This is a genomic window from Brevirhabdus pacifica (assembly GCF_002797755.1).
Taxonomy (GTDB): domain Bacteria; phylum Pseudomonadota; class Alphaproteobacteria; order Rhodobacterales; family Rhodobacteraceae; genus Brevirhabdus; species Brevirhabdus pacifica.
The window spans coordinates 620,733-644,675 of sequence record NZ_PGFI01000011.1; the positions used below are offsets into that span (position 1 = coordinate 620,733).

The window sequence follows — 23,943 nt, forward strand, 5'->3', positions numbered from 1 at the left end:
GCCCTTTCGTTGCGGCATCAGTTGAAGACCGCGGCCTCGCCGGCGACCTTGTGGAACAGCACCTTGGCGGCGGTCTTCAGGCGCACGCCGAACCCGCCCGATGCCACGGCTTCCTGGGCCAGCAGGGGGATGCGGCGTTCGTTCTGGTCAGGCATGGCGACGACAAGCTCGCCGATCTTCTGGCCCTTCTTGATGGGTGCCTGGATGGGCCCCTCGTATTCGACCCGGGCCTCGACCGTGTCACCGGCACCGGCCGGCACCAGCACGGTCAGCGGCTTTTCGGTCACCAGACCCACCTGGGGCTTGGCGCCCAGCCACAGATCGGCTGTGGCAAGCTGGGTGTCGGCGTCGAACAGGGTCTTTTCGACGAACTGGCGGAAGGCCCAGTTGACGATACGCTCGGATTCCTCGGCCCGCTCCTTCTCGGACGACAGGCCGGTGATGACGAAGACGATACGGCGCGTGCCCTGGGCGGCCGAGCCGACGAGGCCATAGCCCGCCTCGTTGGTGTGGCCGGTCTTCAGGCCGTCGGCCCCAATCCCGAGGCTGAGCAGCGGGTTGCGGTTGAACCGGTTCTGGGGCGCGCGACCGTCGAACTCGAATTCCTTCTGGCTGAAATAGCCGTAATATTCGGGGAATTCCGAGATCAGGTGCCGCGCCAGAATGCCCAGGTCCTTCATGCTCATGCGATGCTCGGGGTCGGGCCAGCCGCTGGCGTTCACGAAGTTCGAGCCGGTCATGCCCAGCGCTTCGGCCTTTTCGTTCATTGTCCGGGCAAAGGCGGATTCAGAACCAGCCAGCCCCTCGGCCACGACGACACAGGCGTCGTTGCCCGACAGCACGATGATGCCCTGGATCAGTTCCTCGACCGAGGGGCGGTCCCGCTCGTTCAGGAACATGGTCGAGCCGCCCATGCTCTTGGCCTTGGAGGAGACGCCAAAGCGCGTGTCCATGGTGACGCGCCCGTCGCGCAGCGCCTCGAACAGCATGTAAAGCGTCATCAGCTTGGACATCGAGGCTGGCGGTAGCGGCACTTCGGAGTTCTTTTCCAGGATCACGGTGCCGGTGTTGACGTCGAAGACATAGGCGCCTGTGGCGGCGGTCTCGTAGGCACGCAGGGGCAGGGCGGCGACGATCGACAGCACGATCGCGGCGCAGAGGGCCCCCAGGCTGGACGGTGAGATTCTGTTCAGCATGGTTCTCCGCTCGGGTTCAGTGTTGCGTTGGTCGCGGGACCGCCCCGGGGGGCGGCCGCGCGGGACATCAGTTCTTCACCAGGTAGGCGTCGGCATAGCCCTGGGCCTTGACGGCCTTGAGCAGCTGCGCGCGCTCGGCGTTCGAAGTGGCAGGACCGACCAGCACCCGCCAGAAGGTCTTGCCTGCGGTCGACTGCTTGCGGATCACCGGCACGATGCCGGCCTTGCGCAGGGCGTTGCCGCTTGCATTGGCATTGGCCTCGACGCTGTAGAAACCGATCTGGATATAGGGCTTGTCGAGCCCGCTCTTGCGGGTCGGGGCTGGCTCGGCCGCGGCGGGTGCTGCCGAGGGGGCCGCGCTGGCAGTGGCGCCGGCGGTCGCGGGCGCCTTGTCGATGGCGGCCGAGGCTGCGGCGAGGGGGGCCAGCGGCGTCGCCTCGACCTTGGCGGGGGCCAGCACGGCGACCGGCGCCTCGTCCGGCACCTCTTCCTTGCGCAGGGCGGTGACGTTCAGCTTGGTCGGCTGACCGGGAAGCACGCCGATGGCGGCCGCCGCGTCCGACGAGATCTGTAGCCGGGGGCCGGGATTGTCCCGCTCGCGCCGGAAGAGGGCACCGATGACGAACTTGCCGTTGGCGGTATTGCGGATGATCACCCGCTCGGGATCCTTGGTATCGGGATGGGCCACCCAGACCCCGCCCAGCGAGGGGCGTCCGTCCCACAGGCCGCTCTCCTCGACCTGGAAGACCTCGGGCGCCTCGACGTCGCGCTCGACTAGGCGGACCGCGCCGCTCGAGGCGCTGGTCTTGGCCTCGGCCTTGGTTCCGCCCTTGAGGATGTTCAGCCCGCCGCCCTCGGTGCAACCGGCCAGCAAAGCGGAGGCCGCCAGCACGGTGGCAATCCGCGCGATGCCGCGCCGCCCGATGCCGCTCGCGATCCCGGCCGTTCCCGCCGGCGATCCTGACGCGGGCCGCCCGTCCCGGTTCGGTCGCTTGAATTCTGTTCTGCCCATCATGCGATGCCCCTCTGATGCACGGTTCGCCCCGCGCTGTTTTCGGCCCGGGCCCAAGGTGCCCCCGGTTCATCCCGTCCGGTCACACCACGGTACTGCCGCCCGCGCCGGGCATCTTACCGGCTGCGCCCATACATGAAAAGCGCCCCCCCGCCGCATCGGCATAAAATGATCGCGCGTAGCCAGAGCACGCTTGCGCCCCAACAGGGCCTGCCCCCTTCCCGAATCGCCCCCCCGGCGTTACGCAGCCCCGACCGGAGGAGTGGCAGAGTGGTCGATTGCACCGGTCTTGAAAACCGGCGTGCGTGAAAGCGTACCGTGGGTTCGAATCCCACCTCCTCCGCCAGCGGCACCTTGCCCCGAGTTTTTCACAATGGCCAAAAGACCCAAAATGCCCTGCTGTTGTGGGGCTTTATCCTCTTGCGGGGTTTCGTTGGATTTTGTTTGATCCCGCCTGTATGCTTTCATTGTGTGGTATCTAAGGTGGTATGACAATGGCGGCGCTTGGCGGCAAGCTCACGAAGAAGCTGGTGGAGAACCTGGGGCCGGGGCGGCACGGCGACGGCGCGGGCCTCTATCTAGTGGTCGATCCGTCTGGCGCGCGACGTTGGATCGTGCGCGTCACCGTGAAGGGGCAGAAGAACCGGAAGGGTGCCCCCCTGCGGACCGACTTCGGTTTGGGTGGCGCGGATGTTGTCACGCTGAACCAAGCCCGCGAAAGGGCGTTGGACTATCGCCGCATGGCCAAGGCAGGGCTGAATCCGCGTTTCAATGCCCGGCGCGACGTTCCGACATTCGAGGAGCTGGCGCGACAAGTGCATATCGACCGCCTGCCCACATGGAAAAACCCCAAGCACGGCCAGCAATGGCTGAACACCCTTCGCGACTATGCCTTTCCCAAGATAGGCAGAATGCCGGTGGACAGCATCGGTCAGCCCGAAGTGCTGATGTGCCTGTTGCCGGTCTGGACGGCCAAGCACGAAACCGCGCGGCGGCTGATGCAGCGGATCAAGACAGTGCTGGACGTGGCCAAATCATCCGGCTTCCGAGAAGGGGAGAACCCGGTAATTGCGGTGAAGGAGGCCGGAGTTCTGCCCAAAGTTAAAGCCAGGGTGGTACATCACGAAGCGATGCCGTGGCGCGATGTGCCTGCCTTCTATGCCGAGTTGGAGGGGCGTACCGCCACGGCGGCAAAGGCGCTGCAATTCACCATTCTGAGCGCCTGTCGCACTTCCGAGGTGTTGGGCATGACGTGGGAAGAGATTGACTCGGAGACGAGGCTTTGGACAATTCCTGCGCAGAGGATGAAGACTGGCGTGGCGCATCGCGTGCCGTTGACCGACGAAATGTTGCGGATACTTGAGCCGATGCGGGCGATGGCCTCTGCCTATGTCTTCGAGGGGCAGAAGCGGCACCGGCCTTTGTCCAACATGTCCATGCTGATGCTCTTGCGGCGCATTGGGCGGGGGGAATTCACGGTGCATGGTTTCCGCAGCACGTTCCGCGATTGGGCCGCCGAGGCGGCAGGCGCGCCGCGAGAGGTCGCAGAGGCGGCGTTGGCGCATCAAGTCGGAACGGATGTGGAGCGGGCCTATGCGCGATCGGATTTGCTGGAGCGGCGGCGGGAACTGATGCAGACTTGGTCGGTCTGCCTAATCCCGGAACCCAAACGGTGACGTAAGAGATGAATTCTGAGCAGGAGCAATATAGCTTGCAAGATCGGGTAGATTTAGCGAGCGCAGTAGTAGCAGCAGAAGGGCTCACGCGTGAATTAGCGATGTTCGTTCTGAGTGATACACAGTATTTGCGTTTGGACCGCCTGGGCGCGGAATCCTGGGAAGAAAATTTCATCAATATCCGAAAAAAAATGTTTCAACAGGCTGTGGCGGGGAAGGGGTTCTTTGTCGCATTGGCTATGGGGCGTACCCCCTTCGCAGAGGCCCAGTTCGACTCAATTCCGCAGTACCTAAGCGACCTGTTGGCGCGCACGCGATCCGATAAGAAATATTATCATGGGGCATTAAAGGCTTGCGAAGAAATTTTGCTGCATAATCCGAAAGAAATGCACCCCTTGCTTGCGCGATGGCTTGCAGGAGTTCTCTCCGGCTCCGTCACGCCACCAAGAAAGAGAAAGGGGCCGGACCCCAAAAAAAATGAAGCGCGAAATTCGCAGATAGCGCTGGCAGTAGAGATCTTAGTGGATATCGGGTATTCGCCCACTCGGAACGCCGTTAGTAAACCGACGTCTGCCTGTGACTACGTTGCCGAAGCAATAGGCTCGCTAGGTGGCGTCAACCTCGGCTACGATGCAGTCGCCAAAATCTATGCCGCAGAAGCGAGGGGCGATGAGGGCGAGTGAAATTTTCGCGCTTCTGTATTAGAAAAGTAGGTTGCAAATTATTCCTACGACATGGTGAGGGGACTGAGACTATCTGGCATCAGGAATAACCCAAGAAAGGGGATTACCGATGGCAGACATCTTCGATCAAGACCGCATCTTTTTTCCCGAAGACCCGGAGCTCCGCGTTCTGGGAAGCGTGGAAAAGCTGGCGCAATGGCGGCACCGCAATCGCGGGCCAGCCTTCATCCGCATCGGGCGACGCATCGCCTATCACGGCACCGACCTGAACGCCTATCTAAACGCTCAGCGCGTCGATCCGAACGGGGAGGCCGCATAATGAAAAACCCCAACTCCGCACGCGGGGCCGGGGCCTTTCGTGTGACATCCAATGCCACGGTGGTACGTGCAACAGATGACATATCCGGCACCGCCTTCGCAAGCCCGTCGGACGCCCGGTTTTATTGGGATCGTCTCAGCAATTCGGTTCAGCCTATGACGCTCCATCTGGGGAGGGTCTGGCATGAATGACCATTGGTTCAGCAAACCCACGCAAATCGCTTGGACCTGTCGTGCATTGGCGATGGGCCGAACGCTGACGCACATGGACGAGATCGCAGAACGGCGCGGTTGGCGTCTGGGCGCTATCATTCACACGCTGAGGGTCCGCTATGGCTGGCCTATCGAGGACCAACGTCCTGACAAGTCGGGCGTTGCCTTTTACCGGCTGGTCGATGGCTGCAATGTTATGGCGCTGGATTATCCCCCCTCGGCCTCGCAGGCTCGCGTCGAGCTTAAAGCGCTGGGCTACGGCGTCCTAGATCACGGGGCGGGTGGCTCCAATGGCTAAGCGCAATGGCAAAAGATCGGAGGAGGGGCAATATGCCCCTCTTCCTTACGCCCTACTCAAAAGCGATGCTTGGCGTGCCCTGTCCGGCCCTGCGGTGAAAGTCTTCCTGGAGCTTCACACGCGGTTCAACGGCAGCAACAACGCCAACCTGCGCCTGTCCTACGCCGAGGCCGCCAAGACGCTGCACATGGGCAAGGCAACGGTGCAGCGGGCCTTTCGCGATCTACAGGACAAGGGGCTGGTGGTGCTGGAGAGCAAGGGCAACTTCTATCACCGTCACGCTCACGAATGGCGCATCACAACCAAGGGTGTTCATAGGGTTCGGGGCAAAGAAATCCCCACCCATGAATGGCGCGGCTATCGCACAGCAAAAACAGAATGCGGTTCTAATGCGGACCGGTCCGGGGGCCGTGTGGTTCCGTTTGGAAACCATAAGATGCCCAATGGTTCCAAGCCGGAACCCGTCGAGCCACCCACGAAGGGACGGCACGGTTCTGGATCGGAACACTAATATAAACCACTCCCTGTAAGGAAAAGAGCATGGCAGGACAGATCGACAGGCCCGATACTTCCGGGCTGGATGTGCGCGCTTATCCCGAGGTGGCAAAAGATGGCGATGGCAAGCTGACTATTGCCGTCGACTCCGATCACACCATCCGAGAGCTAGTTGGCATGAAGACGATAGATGCCGCGAACGGCGTGTTCTGTTCCGCGCTGGAGGCCCTGGGCAAGGGCGCTGAGGATGTCGGCGGGATGGCCTCTGCCATGTTCGCTGAGTTGGAGCCGACAGACGCCATAGAGGCGATGCTGGTGGCGCAGATGACCGCGACCCACATGGCAATGACGAAAGCGGCGGGGCACATGACACACCAGACCAGTCTCAGACTTCGTGAGAGCCACGAAAAGGCGATGGTCCGTCTAGGCCGGTTGTTCACGTATCAGATGGACGCGCTGAAGAAATACCGGCGCAAGGCGCAGCAGGTGGTCAGGGTGGAACGTGTCACTGTCAACGAAGGTGGGCAGGCGATTGTCGGGGATGTAGTCAAAGCCGGGGGCAGGTAGCGACACACCGGACCCGGAGGAGATTGCCGGGTTCTTAGTGCGCGGGATCGCCGCCCTTGGCTATCCCCCTGACGAGCGTTCAGTCGCTGACCGGCGAATGACTTGTGGCAGACGGGCAAACTGTCATTTGCGCAAGGGATAGGGGACGGGGCGCGTTGTCCGATTTGTGGATGTGCGTGCAAAAGGCAAGCCCCCGGTCCCGACTTCTAACACACCTCAACTTTCTTATACCCCCCCCTCCCTCTCTGCGGAGGCGGATTGTACGTGGGCGCGGAAGATGATTTGGTCGCGGTGCTGTCATCGGACCGCACAGGTCGCCCTTTTCACCATTTCTCACCTCTTGTGTGGTATGAAACGTGGTACGTTCTTTGTCGTCGTCGGGAAATATATTTAACAACAGTATGTTATCGTAATCGTGCGACAGACACCTCCTCCACCATTTGTCTCCAATATCCCCCGTAAAACGAGGCTCGCCGCCTGGCGGCGAGGGCCGGCGGCGGCGAGTTGGGTAGTGACGGGGGGCAGCGCGAGGGGCGTGGGTATCCCCTCGCGCCGGGGGATTTCTACGCCTCGGCTTCGGTCTTTCGGCCAAGGGCGAGGCGGCGGGTGAAGGCCGCGATGAAGATGGCCGTCAGGATCAGCACGATCGTCGCCGCGGGGGCGCTGTCGAGGTAGAAGCTGGCGTAGGTGCCCGACAGCATCGCGAAAAGGCAGACCGCGACCGAGACCACCAGCATCCGGTCAAAGCTGCGCACCGTCAGGAAGGCAATGGCGCCGGGCGTCACCAAAAGTCCCACCGCTAGGATCAGCCCGGTTGACGACAGGGTCGAGACGACCGTCAGCGACAGCGCCGACAGAAGGCCGTAGTGCAGCCATCCGACCGGCAGGCCCGAGGCCCGCGCCTGGGTGGGATCGAAGGCATGCAGCAGCAGGTCCTTCCACTTCACGACCAGAAGCGTCGTCACCACCAGCCCGATCAGCCCCGAGGTCCAGAGGTCCTGCACACCCACGCCAAGCATGTTGCCGAAAAGGATGTGGTCCAGGTGCTCGTTGGTGTGGATCGAGGTGTAGAGGATGATGCCCAGGCCGAACATGCCGGCGAAGACCACCCCCATGACGGTGTCCTGCTTGACCCGGCTGTTGTCGGCCAGGTAGCCGGTTGCCAGTGCGCAGAGCATGCCCGCCCCGAACGCGCCCACGATCAGCGGCAGGCCCAGGATCCAAGCCAGCACGATCCCCGGCAGGGTGGCGTGGCTGACGGCATCCCCCATCAGCGCCCAGCCCTTGAGCACGAGAAAGCACGACAGCAGCGCCGTCGGCGGGGCGACCAGGAGGCTGATCCAGAAAGCGTTCTGCATGAACGGAAACTGAAAGGGCTGCATCAGGATGTCGATCATGCGCCGGTCCCCCCGGTGGTGGCGTCGGACTCCGCAACGGGCCCCGCGATGGGCCGGGCGAGGCTTTGCGCCGCTTTGCGCCTGGCGGCCAGAAGCCCGTGTTTCGGTGCCCACACGAAGGCCGCCAGGAAGATCAGCGTCTGAAGCGTGACGATGATCCCGCCCGTCGCCCCGTCCAGGAAGAAGCTGGCGTAGGCCCCGAGAAAGCTGGTTACGGTGCCGATCAGCACCGAGATCATGATGAGACGTGGAAAGCGGTCGGCCAGCAGATAGGCCGTCGCCCCCGGGGTCACCACCAGCGCGATCACCAGAAAGGCGCCCACGGTCATCATCGCCGCGACCACGGCGGCCGAGAGCAGGACGAAGAAGACGGCCTTCAGCACCTCAGGGCGCAGGCCGACGGTACGGGCGTGGGTTTCATCGAAGAAGACCACCATCAGGTCGCGCCACTTGCTCAGAAGAACGGCCAGGCAGACCAGCCCGATGATTGCCAGTTGCAGGGTGTCTCCGGGGGTGATCGCCAGGATGTTGCCCATGATGATCGTCTGGATCGACACCGACATGGGCGACAGCGAGACCATGAACAGCCCCAGCCCGAAGAAGGAGGTGAAGATGATGCCGATCACCACGTCGATCTTCAGCCCCGAGCGTTCGGAGAGAAACAGCATCGCCGCCGCCGCCAGCCCGCCCGCGAAAAAGGCACCCAGCGCGAAGGGCAGGCCCAGCATGTAGGCCCCCGCGACGCCCGGCACGACCGAGTGGCTGAGCGCGTCGCCGATCAGCGACCAGCCTTTCAGCATCAGGTAGCTGGACAGGAAGGCGCAGACCCCGCCCACCAGGGACGAGACCCACATGGCATTGAACATGTAGCCGTAGGAAAAGGGTTCGAGCAGGGTGTCGATCATCGCGACCCGTCCTCCGCGTCCTTGCCGTCATCCTCAGGCCGGGGCGCGGTAGGGGCGCCGGCGGTGCCCTCGGTCTCGACATATTGGACGAAGGGGCGCTCGTCGTCGGTGATGATCCGCAGCTCGCGGGTGTCCTCGCGGTCGTGGTGCAGGTCGTCGCCACCAAGGGTGAAATGGCGCAGCACGCCGCCGAAAGCCCGTTCCAGGTTCTCGTGGGTAAAGGTCGTCTCGGTCGGGCCATGGGCCAGCACGGTGCCCTTGACCAGGACGGTGCGGTCGCAGAACTCGGGCACCGAGCCCAGGTTGTGGGTCGAGACGAGCATCACGCGGCCCTCTTCCTTAAGCTCGCGCAGAAGGGTGATGATCTTCTCCTCGGTCTTGACGTCCACCCCGGTGAACGGCTCGTCCAGCAGGATGACCTGGCCGTCCTGGGCCATGGCGCGGGCCAGAAAGACCCGCTTGCGCTGGCCCCCCGACAGCTCGCCGATCTGGCGGTCGCGGAAATCGGACATGCCGACCCGCTCCAGCGCCGCCGCTACCGCCTCGTGGTCGGCGCGGCCGGCGCGGCGGAAAAAGCCCATGTGGCCAAAGCGGCCCATCATCACGACATCCTCGACCAGGACGGGGAAGGCCCAGTCGACCTCTTCGGCCTGGGGCACATAGGCCACGAGGTTGGCCGCCAGCGCCTGCTTGATCGGCAGGCCCAGCAGCCTGATGTCGCCGCGCGCCATGGGAGCAAAGCCCATGATCGCCTTGAACAGGGTCGACTTTCCGGCGCCGTTCACGCCCACCAGCGCGGTGATCGTGCCGCGGGGCACCTGAAAGCTGGCATCGTGCAGGGCGGTGTGACCGTTGCGATAGGTGACGGTCACATCCCGGGCGACGATACCGTCGGGGGTGCCGTCGGGGGTGCGGGCCGGGGTGCCCGCGCCCCCGGCGGGTTTGAAGTACCTGTCACGCATCATGAGCCTCCTGGCCGGGTAGCGACTGTTGCGAGGGTGCGATCATTTCGACTGCGGCGCCAGAGCGTCGGCAATGGTCTGGGCGTCAATTCGCAGCAGATCGAGGTAGGTGGGCACCGGGCCGTCTGCCGCCGTCAGGCTGTCGACGTAAAGCACGCCGCCATAGGCGGCCCCGGTTTCGCGCGCGACCTGCTCGGCGGGTGCCTGGTTGACGGTGCTTTCGCAGAAGACCGCCGGGATGTCATGTTCGCGTACGGTGTCGATCACGCCGCGCACCTGCTGGGGCGTGCCGATCTGGTCGGCGTTGATGGGCCAGAGATACGCCTCGCGCAGGCCGAAGTCCTGGGCCAGGTAGCTGAAGGCACCTTCGCAGGTGACAAGCCAGCGGCGCTCCTCGGGCAGCTCGCGGATGCGGTCGCGCAGGGGGCCGACCGTGTCTTCGATCTGCTGTTTGTAGGCGTCGGCATTGGCGGCGTAGACCTCGGCGTTGTCGGGGTCGTGCTGGGACAGGGCGTCGCGGATGTTGTCGACGTAGACAAGCGCGTTGGCCAGCCCCATCCAGCCGTGGGGGTTGGGCAGCCCCTCGTAATCCCCTTCGGCGATGGCGATGGGCGCGATCCCGTCGGTCAGGATGGCCGAGGGCATCGTGCCCAGGTTTGCGATGAACTGTTCGAACCACAGCTCCAAGTTCAGCCCGTTGTAGAGGATCAGGTCCGCGTCCGAGGCCCGCACGATGTCCTGGGGCGTCGGCTCGTAACCGTGGATCTCGGCGCCGGGCTTGGTGATCGAGACGACCTCGGCGGCGTCGCCGGCGATGTTGCTGGCCATGTCCTGGATGATCGTGAAGGTGGTGACGACCTTGAACGCCCCATCCCCGGCGGCCGAGGCGGCAAGCGGGGAAAGTGCGGTTGCGGCCATGAGGGCGATGGAAAGGGCGGGGCGGCGAGCGATGGCAGACATGGGACCTCCTGTCGGTGTGCCGCTTTTGTAAATGATAATCATTCGCAAGTGTCAATCGAAAATGATAATCATTCTCAACTACTGTCGCCTTCGACCTCCAGCCCCGCAAATGACGCCGCGGCAGACCGTCCATATCGGCCATAAGGCCACATTTCGGTCCGATTGCTGCGAGAGAAACGACAGGTGGTTTTTTCCGTGCCGCCCCTGGGCCAGACATCGGGGGCAATGTTCCAAGAGGCTATCATGATTCGCTCGCTGCTCGTCGCCGTCCTTCTTCTCAGCGCCACTGCGTCGAACGCCCAGGAACGCGTCGGCCTGGGCCTCGCCCGGGTGTTCAACAACGACTACCTCGGTGACGGCAAGGACCGCTGGCGGACAGGTTCCTACCAGCTCAGCTATTTCCGCGGCCCGGTCTGGGACGGCACCCGTCCCGGCGTGCTGGGCGAGTTGCTTGAATTCCGCCTGCGCGGCGAGACCATCGCCCCCGACAACCTTCAGAACCCCGCCCCGGGCGATCGCCGCCACGTCGGCGTGCTGTCGCTGGGCCTGCACAGCTATGCCACCCGCGGGGGGATGGATTACGAAGGCGGCATCGACCTGGTCGCCGTCGGTCCCCAGACCGGGGTGCTGAGCATGCAAAAGCGCCTGCACAAGCTGCTGGGCGCGACCGCCCCCCGGGTGGACAATTTCCAGATCGGCAACGCGATCCGCCCCACCGCCCGCTTCGAAGTGGCCCGCGAGATGCAGATCGGCCGCGCCCGGCTGCGCCCCTTCGCCGAGGTTCAGGCCGGGGCAGAGACACTGGTTCGCGTCGGCTCGGACCTGACGGTCGGCAGCTTCGGCATCGGCGCATTGCGTATGCGCGACGTTGTCACGGGCCAGCGCATGCCCGGCATCCAGTCCGACGACGCGGGCGAGGGGACCTCGTTCCTGCTGGGCGGCGATGTGGCCCATGTCACCGACAGCGTCTACCTGCCCCGTGACCTTGGCTACCGCCTCGAGGAGGGGCGCGCGCGGCTGCGGGCGGGCGTGCACCATTCCTGGGGCAGCGGCGCGATCTTCTACGGCGCCACCTACCTTTCCCCGGAGTTCGAGGCCCAGGCCGAAGGCCAGACCGTGGGATCCGTGACACTCAAGTTCAACTTCTGACAATATGGGGATGGCAACGCTTCTTCGGTGGCCGCCTGCGTGCTAGTCTCGGTTCAACAAGAACGAGCAGTATAAAAAAGAACGCAGGTAACCAGTATGACAACGGGCTTGGCAGGCACGTACGTCATCCGGTGGCAGCAGGCAGAGATTGACGGCGTGGCTTGCCCGTCGACGACGGCCGTCTGCGACGGAGCGACGTGGCGGTGGAGTGGGCGCGCCATTCGGGTGGATGGGCCGGACCACGTGGTCCTTCGGGGCGATATCAACGAACGGCTGCGGTTGCGCCGGCGGGCTTCGCGCTCGCTCAGGCGGCTGCTGGCACCGGAACTGTCCATTGCGCGCCCGGGCCCGGCCTTCGACGAGGGTGATCCCCTGTTCGACGCGGGCTTCGTGCTGACCGACGGGCGCCACACCTATCCCGCGACCTTCATCCGCCTGCGCGAGGGGCTGCCGCCGCTGGTCATGTTCAACGACCGCCTGCCACGCCCCGATGTCGACCACTGGGTCGTGCGCCGGGTCGGTGACGATGCCCCGGTCCGCCGCACCACGGATTTCGGCGGCGGCGTCATCTGCTTTACCGAGAGCACCCGCATCGACACGCCCGACGGTCCCCGCCTCGTGCAGGAGCTTGAGGCCGGCGATTGGGTGCGCACCAAGGATAACGGCGCCCAGCAGATCGTCTGGCGTGGACATCGCCGCATGAGCGGCGCGCGCCTTTACGCCATGCCCGAGCTGCGCCCCGTACGAATCGCGGCCGGGGCGCTGGGCGATCGCCGTCCCGACGGCGACCTGCTGGTTTCGCCCCAGCACCGGGTGATGGTCCGTGGCCCCTTGGCTCGCGCGCTGTTCAATGAGCCCGAGGTCCTGGTCGCCGCAGAGCACCTGCTGAACGACCGCTCGGTCACCGTGGAATACAATCTTTCCGAGACGGTCTATCACCACCTCATGTTCGACCGGCACCAGGTGCTGTGGGCCAACGGCGTGGAATGCGAAAGCTTCCATCCCGCCAACACCACGCTGAAGACCATCGAGGAAGATCAGCGAGAGCAGCTTCTGAACGTCTTTCCGGGGCTTGAACAGGACCTGATGTCCTACGGCGAGATGGCACGGCGCGACCTGAGCAGGTCCGAGGCCGCTATCCTGCTGCACGGGATCGACCACCGGCACTAGCCTGTGGTCGGAAACGAGCGACGCGGCGGGGCCCAAGCTATCCGGGGGCCGCGCCGCGGGCGCGACGGGCCCCTCCCTGCCCGGCGCGTCCCGCCTTGGCCGGACCCCACGCCGGGGCCCGGCCTTTTTCGCGGCCCGTCCTTTCTTGCGGCGCAGGCGGGATGCGCGGCGCGGCCATCGCCCATTGACACCACCCACCACCCCACCTAGAAGGCGCGCTGTTCCCGTGCTTCGGTTTCGACCGGTGCCGCGGGGCGATCATTGGTGTTGGTGGCCCCCGCAAGGGGATGCCTGTCAGGCCCCGGTCTCCGGGTCCAGAGGACAACGCCCTTCATCGCCGCCCCCGGGGCGGCCACAACGAAGGAGAACAGTCGTGACCAAACGCACGTCTGCCAAGTACAAGCTCGATCGCCGCATGGGCGAGAACATCTGGGGCCGCTCCAAGTCGCCCGTCGTCCGCCGCGAATACGGCCCCGGCCAGCACGGTCAGCGCCGCAAGGGCAAACTGTCCGATTTCGGTATCCAGCTGCGCGCCAAGCAGAAGCTCAAGGGCTACTACGGCGACCTGACCGAGAAGCAGTTCCGCCGCATCTATGCCGAGGCCGAGCGCGTCAAGGGCGACACCGGTGAGAACCTCATCGGCCTGCTCGAGCGCCGCCTGGACGCCATCGTCTACCGCGCCAAGTTCGTGCCGACCGTTTTCGCCGCGCGCCAGTTCGTGAACCACGGCCACGTCCGTGTGAACGGCAAGAAGGTCAACATCCCCTCCTACCGCGTGAAGGAAGGCGACGTGATCGAGGTCCGCGACCGTTCCAAGCAGATGGCCGTCCTGCTCGAGGCCGTCCAGCTGGCCGAGCGTGACGTCCCCGACTACCTCGAGGTCGATCACTCCAAGATGACCGCCACCTTCGTGCGCACCCCGGCGCTGGGCGACGTGCCCTACCCGGTGATGATGGAGCCGAACCTGGTCGTGGAATTCTACGCGAAGAACTGATCTTCGCCGCCACCATCCACGGATCTTGCAAAGGGCCGCGGCCGGGAACTTCCCGCCGCGGCCCTTTCGCATTTGCGGGGTGCAATCATGGGGGCGGGAGGCACGCGGCAGGGGCGCGCGAAAGCTGTTTGCGCTAGCGGTTTGCGACAGGGCGGCGCAGCATCTTCGCGGACCCTGCGCAATCCCGGTCCGCACGCCGCGTTAGCGTGTCCCCCGCGCCACCATCCCGCCCCGATCCGCCTTTTGTCACTGGTCAGCCTTTTGGGGCAAAGCTAGAACACCCGGAGCAGGAGGATCGGTTATGACATCGGACATCAAGCCGCAGCCCGGTATCATGGAAATCGACCTTTACGAGGGCGGCCAATCCACGATCGAGGGCCGCACCGACGTGGTCAAGCTCAGCTCGAACGAGAATCCGTTCGGGCCCAGCGAAGCCGCGACCGAGGCGTTCCGCCGCTCGATGCACCAGCTTCACCGCTATCCCAACACCCACCACCTGCCGTTGCGCACCGCCATCGGCGAGGTCTGGGGCCTTGATCCGGAACGGGTGATCTGCGGCGTCGGCTCGGACGAGATCCTGACCCTGCTTTGCCAGGCATACGCCGGCCCGGGCGACGAGGTGGTCCACACCGAGCACGGCTTTGCCATGTACCGCATCTCGGCGCTGGCGGCGGGGGCGACCCCGGTCTCGGTCCCCGAAAGCGAGCGGGTCACCGATGTCGACGCGATCCTGGCGGCCTGTAACCGCAAGACGCGTCTGGTCTTCATCGCCAATCCCAACAACCCCACCGGCACTATGATCGGGGGCAACGAGCTTGCCCGCCTGGCCGACGGGCTGCCGCGCGGCGCGATCCTGGTTCTGGACGGCGCCTATGCCGAGTATGTCGAGGGCTATGACGGCGGCGCCGATCTGGTCGATTCCCGCGACAACGTGGTGATGACGCGCACCTTCTCGAAGATCTACGGCCTCGGCGGTCTGCGCATTGGCTATGGCTATGCCCCCAAGCCGATCATCGACGTGCTGAACCGCCTGCGCGGCCCCTTCAACCTGTCCGAGGCGCAGATGGCCGCCGCCGCCGCCGCGGTCCGCGATGTCGCCTACATGGAGAAGTGCCGCCGGGAGAATGCCCGGATGCGCAACTGGCTTGCCGAGGCCCTGGCCGAGCATGGGGTGCCCTCGGACACGTCCTGCGCCAATTTCATCCTCGCCCGTTTCGCCGACGCCGAAGAGGCCGAGGCCTGCGACGAGCACCTGAAATCCGAAGGCATCATCGTGCGCCGGGTCGGGGGGTACAACCTGCCCAACTGTCTGCGCATCACCGTCGGCGACGAGGCCAGCTGCCGCCGGGTGGCCCATACGGTGGGGACCTTCAAGGGCCGCCGGCAATGAGCGTGATCTACCAGCGCGTGGCCCTTGTCGGGCTGGGGCTGATCGCCTCGTCCATGGCCCATGCCATGCGGCGCGCGGGGCTGGCCGGCCATATCGCCGGCACCGCCCGTTCGGCCGAGACCCGGCAGATCGCGCTTGAAATCGGCCTGTGCGACAGCGTTGCAGAAACCGCCGCCGAGGCCGTGCGCGATGCCGACCTGGTGGTGCTGGCCGTGCCCGTGGGCGCGATGGGGACGCTGGCCAGTGAAATCGCCCCCCACCTCAAGCCCGGCGCGACGCTGACCGACGTGGGCTCGGTCAAGCAGGCGGTGATCGACGCGGTCGGCCCCCATGTGCCCGAGGGCGTGCATTTCGTTCCCGCCCACCCCCTGGCCGGGACCGAGCATTCGGGCCCCCGCGCCGGCTTTGCCGAGCTTTTCGAGAACCGCTGGTGCCTGCTCGTCCCGGCGGAGGGAAGCGACGAAGCCGCCGTCGAACGGCTGGCCGAGCTGTGGCACGCCATGGGCTCGCGGGTCGACCGGATGGACGCGGCGCACCACGACCTGGTGCTGGCCGTGACCTCCCACGCGCCGCACCTGATTGCCTACACGATGGTGGGGGTGGCCGACGACCTGGGCCGCGTCACCGACAGCGAGGTGATCCAGTATTCCGCCGCGGGCTTTCGGGATTTCACCCGCATCGCCGCCAGCGATCCGACCATGTGGCGCGATGTCTTCCTGACCAACCGCGACGCGACGCTCGAGATACTGGGCCGCTTCACCGAAGAGCTGTTCGCCCTGCAACGGGCGATCCGCACCGGGGACGGTGAGATGCTGCACGACTATTTCACCCGCACGCGCGCCATCCGCCGGGGCATCATCGAGGCCGGCCAGGACACGGACGCCCCCGATTTCGGCCGCCTGCCCAAGCCCGGCAAGGACTGAGGCGCGAGGGGCGGGGCCTGTCGCCCATCGCCCCGTTTCGGCCCGGCGCCGCCCGCGCGGCACGCCTCCGGCGCTTGAGAGCGACGGCGCCGCATCGCCGACCGACGGGGGCAGCCCAAGCCCCGCACTTGCCCCGACCAGCCGGCTGTGGTCCTGTGAAACAGGCTTTTCCTGTTTTCCCGGTGTCATGTCCCGCCTTGTTCCTCGCCCCGATCTCATCCCTGCTTCGCTGGCGCCCGTGACCGGGCTTTTTCTTGTCGTTGCGGCCGCGCTGCTGGCGTGGCCCGGCGTGGCCGGGGCCGAGCAGGCAGGCACCGAAGTCACCGCCCCCGAACGCTCCGCCCGGCCCTTGCCGCGCGCCGGCACCGCCCACGCCCGGCTGGCCATGCAGGAGACGATCGACAGCATGGTCACTTTCGGTCAGCCGCGCCCGCGCTGGCGCCCCACCGCCGCCACGCGCCCCGGCCTGGTCCACGCCGCCCTGACCGAGGCAATGGTCAGCGACCTGGACCTGACCGGTGCGGGCACGGGCGCGGGCGCGGGGCAGGCGGCCCGGTCTGATGCGGCCCCCGCCACGGCGAGCACGGGGCAGGGAACGCGCGTGGCCTCTGCCGCCGCCGTCAGCCGGTCGTTCCGGCCGCAGACCCGGCCCGACGATCTTGCCAAAGCCCCGGGCTCGGCCCGCCTGCGGGACGCCTTCTTCCACAAGCCCAAGGGATCGGGACGCGGCGTTGCCACCGGGCGCGGCGCGATCTGCGGCGACGCCTCGATCCTGGGCCAGCAGATCCCCGACATCCCCGGGCGGATCAGCGGCTGTGGCGTGCGCAACCCGGTGGCGGTCACCGCCGTCGACGGCGTCGTGCTCTCGACCCCGGCCAAGATGGATTGCACCACCGCCAAGGCGCTGAAATCCTGGGTCCGCAACGGCATAAAGCCCGCCGTCGGCCGCAAGGGTGGTGGGGTGAAGTCGCTGAAGGTGGCGGCGCACTACTCCTGCCGCACCCGCAACAACCGCAAGGGCGGCAAGATCAGCGAACATGGCAAGGGCCGCGCCATCGACATCTCGGAGATCCGGTTGCAGGACGGCAGCACGCTGTCGGTGCTTCAGGACTGGCGCAAGTCCAGCAAGGGCAGCATGCTCAAGCAGATGCACCAATCTGCCTGCGGGCCTTTCGGGACGGTGCTGGGCCCCTCGGCCGACCGCTATCACCAGGATCATTTCCACCTGGACACGGCCCGCTATCGCAAGGGCAGCTACTGCCGCTAGGGGCGCTGCGTGCCCGGCCCTGACCGGCGGCGCGCGCGCGTCAGCGCAGGATCAGCCGCGGGGCCATGCCCAGCGGGATCGGCCCGAACATCATCCGACCGCCCGCGAAGGTAATCGGCACGTCCAGTGTGTTGGTGTCCCCGGTGCTTCCCGCCAGCATGCCCAGGACGCTTTCGATCGTGCCGGCCATGCCTCGGGGCACGGTGCCCGCGTTGACGGCCAGCGCCAGGATCTCACGCCAGTTCTGCGCCTTGACCGTGACGCGCCCCTCGGGGATGCCCTCGGCGTCGACCTCCAGATCGCCGGCCGCGCGCAGGTCAAGCTGACCCCAGTTGGCGCGCACGCCGGTCAGATTGATGCGGCGGGGCTGGGGGCGGCTGTCCTCGATCGCGCGGCGGTCCCAGGGCCGGTCAAACCCGACCGAGGCCTTGAGGCTGAGGGTGCCGATCCGCTCGGGCAGGCGCCCGGAGGGGTCGAGGGCGGCGACCGCCTGGGGCGGCAGCCGCAAATCGTCGGCGTCGAGGTCGATCTGATAGGTGGCGGCCGGTCCCGCCCCTTGGGCCTTGGCGGCGCCGGGGGCATCGGCCTGGCCTTCCTCGATCCGCCGGACCGAGAACTGGGCCGAGTCGAGGTCGGCCGTCCAGCCCTGTTCGGCGGTCAGGGCCATGCGGTCGATCTCGATCACGCTGCGGCCCAGGGCAAGGTCGCTGTCGGCGTCGAAGACCAGGCTGCCCTGCATCTTCTCGGTGTTGACGGTCAGCCGGCTCAGGGGCGTCTGGATGGTCTGGGTGTCGGGCCAGATGGCGATGACGTGGTTGGGTTGCCAGGACATGGCCAGAAGTTGAAAGAAGGGCGCGGCCCAGGCGACGCCGGTGTCGGGGTCGGCCATGGCGGGCTTGTCCAGGGTCAGGTCGAAGCGGTTGGGAAAGCCGCGCACGTCGACCTGCGCATCGGCCTGCCAACCCTCGGCGCGGCGCTGCTGCAGCCAGGCCTGGGTGCTGCTTTCAAGCGCCGAGGCGCCGACGAACCAGTAGCCCCCCCAGAGGCTGGCCGCCAAGACGATCAAGATCAGCAGAATCCGCATGTTCACGCCCTTTCAAAGCCCGGTTCGATGGTGTTTATCTGCCCGAAGGAAGGAGGGCCAGACCGATGCAGTCACCCGTGTGGGTATTTGGCTATGGATCGCTCATGTGGAACCCCGAGTTTCCCGTCCTGGCCCGGCAGATCGCCCGGCTGGAGGGGTATCATCGCAGTTTCTGCATGCGTTCGGTCCACCACCGCGGCACCGCCGAGGAGCCGGGGCTTGTCTTGGCGCTGGACCGGCAGGAGGGGGCCCATTGCGACGGCGTGGCCTTCCTGATGGACGATCACGGCCTCGAGGCATCGCTTGCCGCTCTGCGGGCGCGCGAACTGGTCTCGGCCGCCTATCTCGAGACGGTGCAACCGCTGACCCTGCGCGACGGGCGGCAGGTCGAGGCGCTGACCTACGTGATCGATCCTGACCACGTGCAGTATTGCGGCGGCCTGCCGCTGGAAGAGCAGGCGCATATCATCGCCCGCGCCCGGGGTCAGCGCGGCCCCAATACCGAGTATCTGCATAACACGGCCAGCCACCTGGCCGAGCTGCAACTGACCGACCCCGAACTGGACTGGCTGGCGCGCCGCGTGCGCGAGCTGAGCGCGGCCTGACGCGCCCCCGCGCGGGCCCCGGCACCAGGGCCGCCCGCCCCGGGCCTGTTCCCTTCGCGCCACAGTCCGGCGCCGGCGCCTTTCGATGTTGGCACAGCCCCCGCCCGGGCCTATGGTGCTTGGAAAACAACGTCTGCCAGGACCCGTCGAATGGATAGAACGGACCCAGAGGCCGAGCCGCAGTTTGCCCTCCCGATCCGCCAGATCACGCTTATGCTCATCGTCGTCGGACTGGCGGTGCTGGGCAGCTATGTCGCCTTTCCGCGGGTGGCCCCCGTCTTCCTGGCAAACCCCTGGCTGAACGGCGTCATCGCCGGGGTCTTCCTGTTCGGGGTGCTGGCCTGTTTCTGGCAGGTCTTCCAGCTCATCAACTCGGTCATCTGGATCAAGGCCTTCGCCACCAATCGGCCCGGCTACGAGGGGCTGCAACCGCCGCGCCTTCTGGCCTCGATGGCGGCGTTGCTGCGGGCGCGCGGTGCCCGGATGCAAATCTCGACCACCTCGTCGCGCTCGATCCTGGATTCGGTTGCCACCCGCGTGGACGAGGCGCGGGACATCACCCGCTATATCGTCAACTTGCTGATTTTCCTTGGCCTTCTGGGCACGTTCTACGGGTTGGCCACCACCGTCCCCGCGGTGGTCGAGACGATCCGGTCCCTCGCGCCGCAGAATGGCGAGACATCGGTCGACATCTTCAGCCGGCTGATGACGGGGCTGGAGGCGCAGCTGGGCGGCATGGGCACGGCCTTCTCCAGCTCGCTGCTGGGCCTGGCCGGCTCGTTGATCGTGGGGCTGCTGGAACTGTTCGCCAGCCACGGTCAGAACCGTTTCTACCGCGAGCTTGAGGATTGGCTGTCAACCATCACCCGGGTCGGTTTCGCCGGCGCCGATGCCGAGGGCGGCCACGTCGATCAGGGCGCCGTGGCCACCGTCCTCGACCAGATGGTCGAGCAGATGGATGCGCTGCAACAGCTTTTCCGCCGCTCGGATGAGGGGCGTGCCGCCGTCGAGGCGCGGCTCGAGGCGCTGACAGGCTCGGTCGAGAAGCTGACCCGCCAGTTGCTTCAGGGTGCCGAGACCGAGCAGACGGTCATGTCCCGCGTGGCCCAGGGCCAGGAACGGCTGATCGACGCGCTGGAGAAGCAGGCCGGCAACGAACACGTGGACGCCGAAAGCCGGATGCGCCTGCGCTCGATCGACGTGCAGCTTCTGCGCGTCCTCGAAGAAATGTCGTCGGGACGGCAGGAGGCCTTGCAGGACCTGCGCGGCGATCTGTCGGCGCTGACCCGCGCCATCCGCGAGGCCGGCGGCGGGTCCGAGCGGCCGGAAGGCTAGGCCATGGCGCTGACGCGGCGGTCCACCCAACGTGTATCGGGCAGTATCTGGCCCGGCTTCGTGGATGCGATGACCGCGCTGCTGCTGGTGCTGATGTTCGTGCTGACGATCTTCATGATCGTGCAATTCATGCTGCGCGAGACGATCTCGACCCAGGACACCGAGCTGGACCAGCTGTCGCTTCAGGTCGCCGATCTTGCGGCGGCTTTGGGCCTGGAGCAGCAGAAAAGCTTCCAGCTTGAGGAAGAGGTCGACTCCCTCAGCGGAGAGCTGGGCGAAAGCCGCTCTCTGACCGAGGTGCAGGCCCGCGCCATCGACACCCTGACCGAACAGGCCCGCCGCCAGACCTCCCGGATCGAGGATTTCGAAAGCCAGGTGGCCGGTCTTCTGGCGAGCCAACAGGACGCGCGCGCCCGCATCGCCGCGCTTTTGGGCGAGAACACCGAGGCCAAGAAGCGCATCTCGGGGCTGCTCAGCCAGAATGACGAGGCCCAGTCCCAGATCGAGACGCTTCAGGGCCGCAACGAGGAGGCCAGCCGCCGCCTGGCCGAATTGCAGGACGAAAAGACCGACCTGCAGGCCGAGAAGGAGGGGCTTTTCGCCCGCATCGAGGACATCGAGGCCGCCAATGCCCGCCTGGTGACCGAGCAGGAGGCGCTGAACCTGGCGCTGGCCCAGGCCCGGGACGAGATCGACGCCGGCGCCGAGGCCGCGCGCCTTGCCGCTGCCCGCCGCGAGGCGCTTGAGGCGATGATCGCCGATCTCAAGCAAAGCGCCCAGGAGACACAGCTTTCCATGCGCGAGGTGCTGGCCCAGCTTGAGGCCAGCGAAAGCGGCACCCAGACCCTGGAGGCCCGCGCCGCCGATCTGGGCAAGACCATCGCCGGTCTGCGCGACGAGTTGGCCGCCCAGTCCGAGGCCCGCACCCAGGCCGAGGCCGCCACCGCTCAGGCCCGCGCCGCCCTGGCCGAATTGCAGGACGAGCTGTCGGACACCCGCACCCGGCTTTCCAGTGTCGACGAGGCGCTGACCCAGGAGGAAAGCGCCCGCCTCGCCCAGATCGCCGAGACCGAGGCATTGCGCCGCCGCCTCGCACAGCTTGAAGAGGGGCTGACCGAGGAAGAGGCCGCGCGCCTGGCCGAAGCCGCCGCCGCCGAGGCCCTGCGCAAGCGCCTGGCCGAGGTCGAGACCGCCTTCACCGACGAAGAGGCCGCCCGCCTTGCCGAGGCCGCCGCCGCCGAGCGGCTGCGCGCCAAGCTGCGCTCGGCCGATACGGAATTGCAGGCGATGACCCTGAAGCTGGAGCAGGAGCGCGCCCGCGCGGAGGAAACGCTGACCATGCTGGCCGCCGCCCGCGACGCCAGCGCCGACCTTGACCAGCGCCTCGCCGCGGCCTTGGCCGAACGCCTGGCGCTGAGCGAACAGGTCAGCACGCTCAAGGGCGGCGCCGACGAACGGGCTGCCGAGCTGGCGCGGCTGCGGGCCGAGAACGAGGCGCTGCGCGCCTCTCTCGACGACAGTCAGGAAACGCTGGAAAAGCGCCTGGCCGCCGCCCTGGCCGCCCGGGTCGCCGCCGAGGAAACCGCCGCCCGCCGCCTCAGCCAGGCCGAGGAGCGGGAGCTTTTGCTGCGCCAGGCCCAGGAGAACCTGTCGCGCGAAAAGGCCAGCGGCGACGAGGCCCGGCGCAAGCTGGAACTGCTGAACCGGCAGGCGTCGCAGCTGCGCTCGGAACTGGCCAGCCTCCAGGCCCTGCTGGACGACGCCCAGTCCCGCGACGAGGCCAACCAGGTGCAGATCCAGGCCCTGGGCTCCAAGCTGAACCTGGCGCTGGCCCAGACCGCCGCCGAACAGAAGCGCCGCGCCGAGCTGGAGGCGGCCGAGCGCAAGCGTCTGGAGGCCGAGGCGGTGCAGCTTGAGAAATTCCGCTCGGACTTTTTTGGACGGCTGCGCGAGGTGCTGGACAATGTCGACGGCGTCCGGATCGAGGGCGACCGCTTCGTCTTCTCCTCCGAAGTGCTTTTCCGCTCCGGCCAGGCAGAGCTTTCGCCCTCGGGCCGGGCCGAGATCGCCAAGGTCGCCGACATCCTGAAATCCGTGTCCGACCGCATCCCCGACAGCATCGACTGGATCATTCGGGTCGACGGGCACACCGACAACGTGCCCCTTGCCGGCTTTGCCCGCTATGCCAACAACTGGGAGCTTTCCCAGGCCCGCGCCCTTTCGGTCGTGCTTTACATGAACGAAGTGCTGGGCATTCCCGCCGACCGGCTGGCCGCCACGGGCTTTGGCGAATACCAGCCCGTCAACACCGCCGACACGCCCGAGGCGCGCGCCCAGAACCGCCGGATCGAACTGAAGCTGACCGAGAAATAGGGCAAAGCCCGCGCCGGGGGCGTTACTGGTCCAAGTCGATCCGCAGCGTGCCGCTGTCGATCCGTTTGCCCTGGCGCCAAAGCTCCACCAGCCCGGTGTAGGGGCCGGGGGGCCAGGCCTCGCCCTCGCGTTTCAGGCCGGCGGCCCTGAAGAACTGGGCCTGAGGTGCCTCGACCGGCATCCGCCGGTCCACCAGTGGCCCGTCCGGCCCGTCGATCCGCAACAGCACCTCGTCGCCGCCCCGGGCGGCAAAGCCGAAGCCCCACAGAACCAAAGCCGGCGCGTCGGCCGGCAGCGCCTTCAGGGCCACCCCGCCCCGGCGAAGCTGGTCCAGCTCGGGCAGGGCGGTCGAGAAGCCCAGCCGCATGAAGCCCCCGGGCCGGGGGCGCAGGGGCGGCTCCCACAGGGTGGGGGCGGGTTCGGTGGCCGCAGGGGCGGGCTGCCCCTCGGGCAGGGCGACGAGGGGGCATTGGGCGACATCCGTGGGGCTGAAGGGGTCCACCTCCTGGCCCTTGTAGGTGACGCTGAAATGCAGATGCGGAAACTCGGTCCGGCCCGACAGGCCTACCCGGCCCAGGGGCGCGCCGGCCGGCAACTCGTCGCCCGCCCGCACGCTGACCGAGCCGCGGGCCATGTGGCAATACTGGGTCTGCCAACCGCCACCGTGGTCCAGAAGAACCCCGTTGCCGCAATCTCGGGCATCCTGGCCGGACGCCACGGGCAGGGGGGCCAGGTCGTTGTCGGCCATCCCGTCGCGCCGGCGCAGCACCCGGCCCGCCGCCGCCGCGCGCACGGTGACGCCGGCCTCCATCGCGGCCAGGTCGGGGACTCGGATGTCGGTGCCCATGTGCCCGTCATAGGTCAGCGGTCCGCACTGGAAATCGCGGGTGCCGGGGCCGGGGTCGTGATCGACCAGGTTCTGGAAATCGCAGGTCAGGCCCAGCTCGCATTCCAGCGGCAGCATCAGGCGC

General features: G+C 66.6%; 23 protein-coding genes and 1 tRNA gene. 16 read left to right on the top strand and 8 right to left on the bottom strand.

The features are described 5' to 3' along the window. Nucleotides 1–17: 17 nt before the first annotated feature. Together CLV77_RS03135 and CLV77_RS03140 are read right to left on the bottom strand one after the other, a co-directional pair. A complete protein-coding gene (locus CLV77_RS03135; RefSeq protein ID WP_076979296.1) occupies nucleotides 18–1,196 on the bottom strand; it encodes a D-alanyl-D-alanine carboxypeptidase family protein in 1,179 nt (392 codons plus the stop codon). Between the two features lie 67 nt (nucleotides 1,197–1,263). Continuing rightward, the gene (locus CLV77_RS03140; RefSeq protein ID WP_236861020.1) at nucleotides 1,264–2,211 is read right to left on the bottom strand and encodes an SPOR domain-containing protein; all 948 of its coding nucleotides are present in this window, start codon (nucleotides 2,209–2,211) and stop codon (nucleotides 1,264–1,266) included. Between the two features lie 253 nt (nucleotides 2,212–2,464). Here CLV77_RS03140 and CLV77_RS03145 point away from each other — a divergent pair. From CLV77_RS03145 to CLV77_RS03170, 7 genes are all read left to right on the top strand, one after another. Then, nucleotides 2,465–2,554, top strand: a tRNA-Ser gene (locus CLV77_RS03145). A 148-nt stretch (nucleotides 2,555–2,702) separates the two neighbouring features. Then, nucleotides 2,703–3,884 carry a tyrosine-type recombinase/integrase gene (locus CLV77_RS03150; RefSeq protein WP_076979295.1) on the top strand — a complete coding sequence of 394 codons (1,182 nt, stop codon included), beginning with the start codon at nucleotides 2,703–2,705 and terminating at the stop codon, nucleotides 3,882–3,884. Between the two features lie 8 nt (nucleotides 3,885–3,892). Continuing rightward, complete coding sequence (locus tag CLV77_RS16270) at nucleotides 3,893–4,567, top strand: hypothetical protein (protein WP_143815118.1); 675 nt, start codon at nucleotides 3,893–3,895, stop codon at nucleotides 4,565–4,567. 109 nt (nucleotides 4,568–4,676) lie between these two features. After that, nucleotides 4,677–4,886 (top strand): MerR family transcriptional regulator, encoded by a 210-nt coding sequence (locus CLV77_RS03155; RefSeq protein ID WP_076979294.1) that lies wholly within the window; start codon nucleotides 4,677–4,679, stop codon nucleotides 4,884–4,886. A gap of 183 nt (nucleotides 4,887–5,069) precedes the next feature. After that, nucleotides 5,070–5,396: a hypothetical protein gene (locus tag CLV77_RS03160; protein WP_076979293.1), complete on the top strand. Its 327-nt coding sequence runs from the start codon at nucleotides 5,070–5,072 to the stop codon at nucleotides 5,394–5,396. Beyond that, on the top strand, nucleotides 5,389–5,907 hold the full coding sequence (locus CLV77_RS03165) for a helix-turn-helix domain-containing protein (RefSeq protein WP_076979292.1): 519 nt from the start codon (nucleotides 5,389–5,391) through the stop codon (nucleotides 5,905–5,907). Before CLV77_RS03160 ends, CLV77_RS03165 begins: the two co-directional genes overlap by 8 nt. 29 nt (nucleotides 5,908–5,936) lie before the next feature. Next, nucleotides 5,937–6,458 carry a hypothetical protein gene (locus tag CLV77_RS03170; RefSeq protein ID WP_076979291.1) on the top strand — a complete coding sequence of 174 codons (522 nt, stop codon included), beginning with the start codon at nucleotides 5,937–5,939 and terminating at the stop codon, nucleotides 6,456–6,458. 563 nt (nucleotides 6,459–7,021) lie between these two features. Here the strand turns inward: CLV77_RS03170 and CLV77_RS03175 are convergent. From CLV77_RS03175 to CLV77_RS03190, 4 genes are read right to left on the bottom strand one after another with little or no spacing between them, the layout of a single operon-like run. Beyond that, nucleotides 7,022–7,855, bottom strand: a complete 834-nt coding sequence (locus CLV77_RS03175) for a metal ABC transporter permease (protein ID WP_076979290.1) — start codon at nucleotides 7,853–7,855, stop codon at nucleotides 7,022–7,024. Next, nucleotides 7,852–8,760, bottom strand: a complete 909-nt coding sequence (locus CLV77_RS03180) for a metal ABC transporter permease (protein WP_076979289.1) — start codon at nucleotides 8,758–8,760, stop codon at nucleotides 7,852–7,854. The genes CLV77_RS03175 and CLV77_RS03180 overlap by 4 nt, the downstream gene beginning before the upstream one ends. Next, nucleotides 8,757–9,722 carry a manganese/iron ABC transporter ATP-binding protein gene (locus CLV77_RS03185; RefSeq protein ID WP_076981008.1) on the bottom strand — a complete coding sequence of 322 codons (966 nt, stop codon included), beginning with the start codon at nucleotides 9,720–9,722 and terminating at the stop codon, nucleotides 8,757–8,759. The genes CLV77_RS03180 and CLV77_RS03185 overlap by 4 nt, the downstream gene beginning before the upstream one ends. Before the next feature lie 42 nt (nucleotides 9,723–9,764). After that, nucleotides 9,765–10,640, bottom strand: coding sequence for a metal ABC transporter substrate-binding protein (locus CLV77_RS03190; RefSeq protein ID WP_076981007.1), 876 nt, complete (start codon nucleotides 10,638–10,640; stop codon nucleotides 9,765–9,767). Between the two features lie 285 nt (nucleotides 10,641–10,925). Here CLV77_RS03190 and CLV77_RS03195 point away from each other — a divergent pair, with 285 nt between their 5' ends. The 6 genes from CLV77_RS03195 to CLV77_RS03220 all read left to right on the top strand — a co-directional run bounded on the left by CLV77_RS03195 (nucleotide 10,926) and on the right by CLV77_RS03220 (nucleotide 17,575). Next, nucleotides 10,926–11,831 (top strand): lipid A-modifier LpxR family protein, encoded by a 906-nt coding sequence (locus tag CLV77_RS03195; RefSeq protein ID WP_076979288.1) that lies wholly within the window; start codon nucleotides 10,926–10,928, stop codon nucleotides 11,829–11,831. Nucleotides 11,832–12,074: 243 nt separating this feature from the next. Further along, nucleotides 12,075–13,001 carry a Hint domain-containing protein gene (locus CLV77_RS03200; protein WP_233128011.1) on the top strand — a complete coding sequence of 309 codons (927 nt, stop codon included), beginning with the start codon at nucleotides 12,075–12,077 and terminating at the stop codon, nucleotides 12,999–13,001. 373 nt (nucleotides 13,002–13,374) lie between these two features. Further along, the gene (gene rpsD, locus CLV77_RS03205) at nucleotides 13,375–13,995 is read left to right on the top strand and encodes a 30S ribosomal protein S4 (RefSeq protein WP_076979286.1); all 621 of its coding nucleotides are present in this window, start codon (nucleotides 13,375–13,377) and stop codon (nucleotides 13,993–13,995) included. Nucleotides 13,996–14,296: 301 nt separating this feature from the next. Then, complete coding sequence (gene hisC, locus CLV77_RS03210; RefSeq protein WP_076979285.1) at nucleotides 14,297–15,385, top strand: histidinol-phosphate transaminase; 1,089 nt, start codon at nucleotides 14,297–14,299, stop codon at nucleotides 15,383–15,385. Next, entirely contained in the window at nucleotides 15,382–16,308 is a 927-nt protein-coding gene (locus tag CLV77_RS03215) for a prephenate/arogenate dehydrogenase family protein (RefSeq protein ID WP_076979284.1), read from the top strand. Before hisC ends, CLV77_RS03215 begins: the two co-directional genes overlap by 4 nt. Nucleotides 16,309–16,495: 187 nt before the next feature. Next, entirely contained in the window at nucleotides 16,496–17,575 is a 1,080-nt protein-coding gene (locus tag CLV77_RS03220; RefSeq protein ID WP_076979283.1) for an extensin-like domain-containing protein, read from the top strand. 40 nt (nucleotides 17,576–17,615) lie between these two features. On the opposite strand, the gene CLV77_RS03225 is transcribed toward CLV77_RS03220, so the two are convergent. Next, complete coding sequence (locus tag CLV77_RS03225) at nucleotides 17,616–18,659, bottom strand: DUF2125 domain-containing protein (RefSeq protein WP_076979282.1); 1,044 nt, start codon at nucleotides 18,657–18,659, stop codon at nucleotides 17,616–17,618. 65 nt (nucleotides 18,660–18,724) lie between these two features. On the opposite strand from CLV77_RS03225, the gene CLV77_RS03230 reads away from it, so the two are divergent. The 3 genes from CLV77_RS03230 to CLV77_RS03240 all read left to right on the top strand — a co-directional run bounded on the left by CLV77_RS03230 (nucleotide 18,725) and on the right by CLV77_RS03240 (nucleotide 22,972). Continuing rightward, nucleotides 18,725–19,264: a gamma-glutamylcyclotransferase gene (locus CLV77_RS03230; RefSeq protein WP_076979281.1), complete on the top strand. Its 540-nt coding sequence runs from the start codon at nucleotides 18,725–18,727 to the stop codon at nucleotides 19,262–19,264. A 150-nt stretch (nucleotides 19,265–19,414) separates the two neighbouring features. After that, nucleotides 19,415–20,599 carry a biopolymer transporter ExbB gene (locus tag CLV77_RS03235; RefSeq protein WP_076979280.1) on the top strand — a complete coding sequence of 395 codons (1,185 nt, stop codon included), beginning with the start codon at nucleotides 19,415–19,417 and terminating at the stop codon, nucleotides 20,597–20,599. A 3-nt stretch (nucleotides 20,600–20,602) separates the two neighbouring features. Then, nucleotides 20,603–22,972: a peptidoglycan -binding protein gene (locus CLV77_RS03240; protein WP_076979279.1), complete on the top strand. Its 2,370-nt coding sequence runs from the start codon at nucleotides 20,603–20,605 to the stop codon at nucleotides 22,970–22,972. A 22-nt stretch (nucleotides 22,973–22,994) separates the two neighbouring features. Here CLV77_RS03240 and CLV77_RS03245 read toward each other — a convergent pair whose 3' ends face one another. After that, nucleotides 22,995–23,936, bottom strand: coding sequence for a M23 family metallopeptidase (locus tag CLV77_RS03245; protein ID WP_143815119.1), 942 nt, complete (start codon nucleotides 23,934–23,936; stop codon nucleotides 22,995–22,997). Nucleotides 23,937–23,943: the final 7 nt, after the last annotated feature.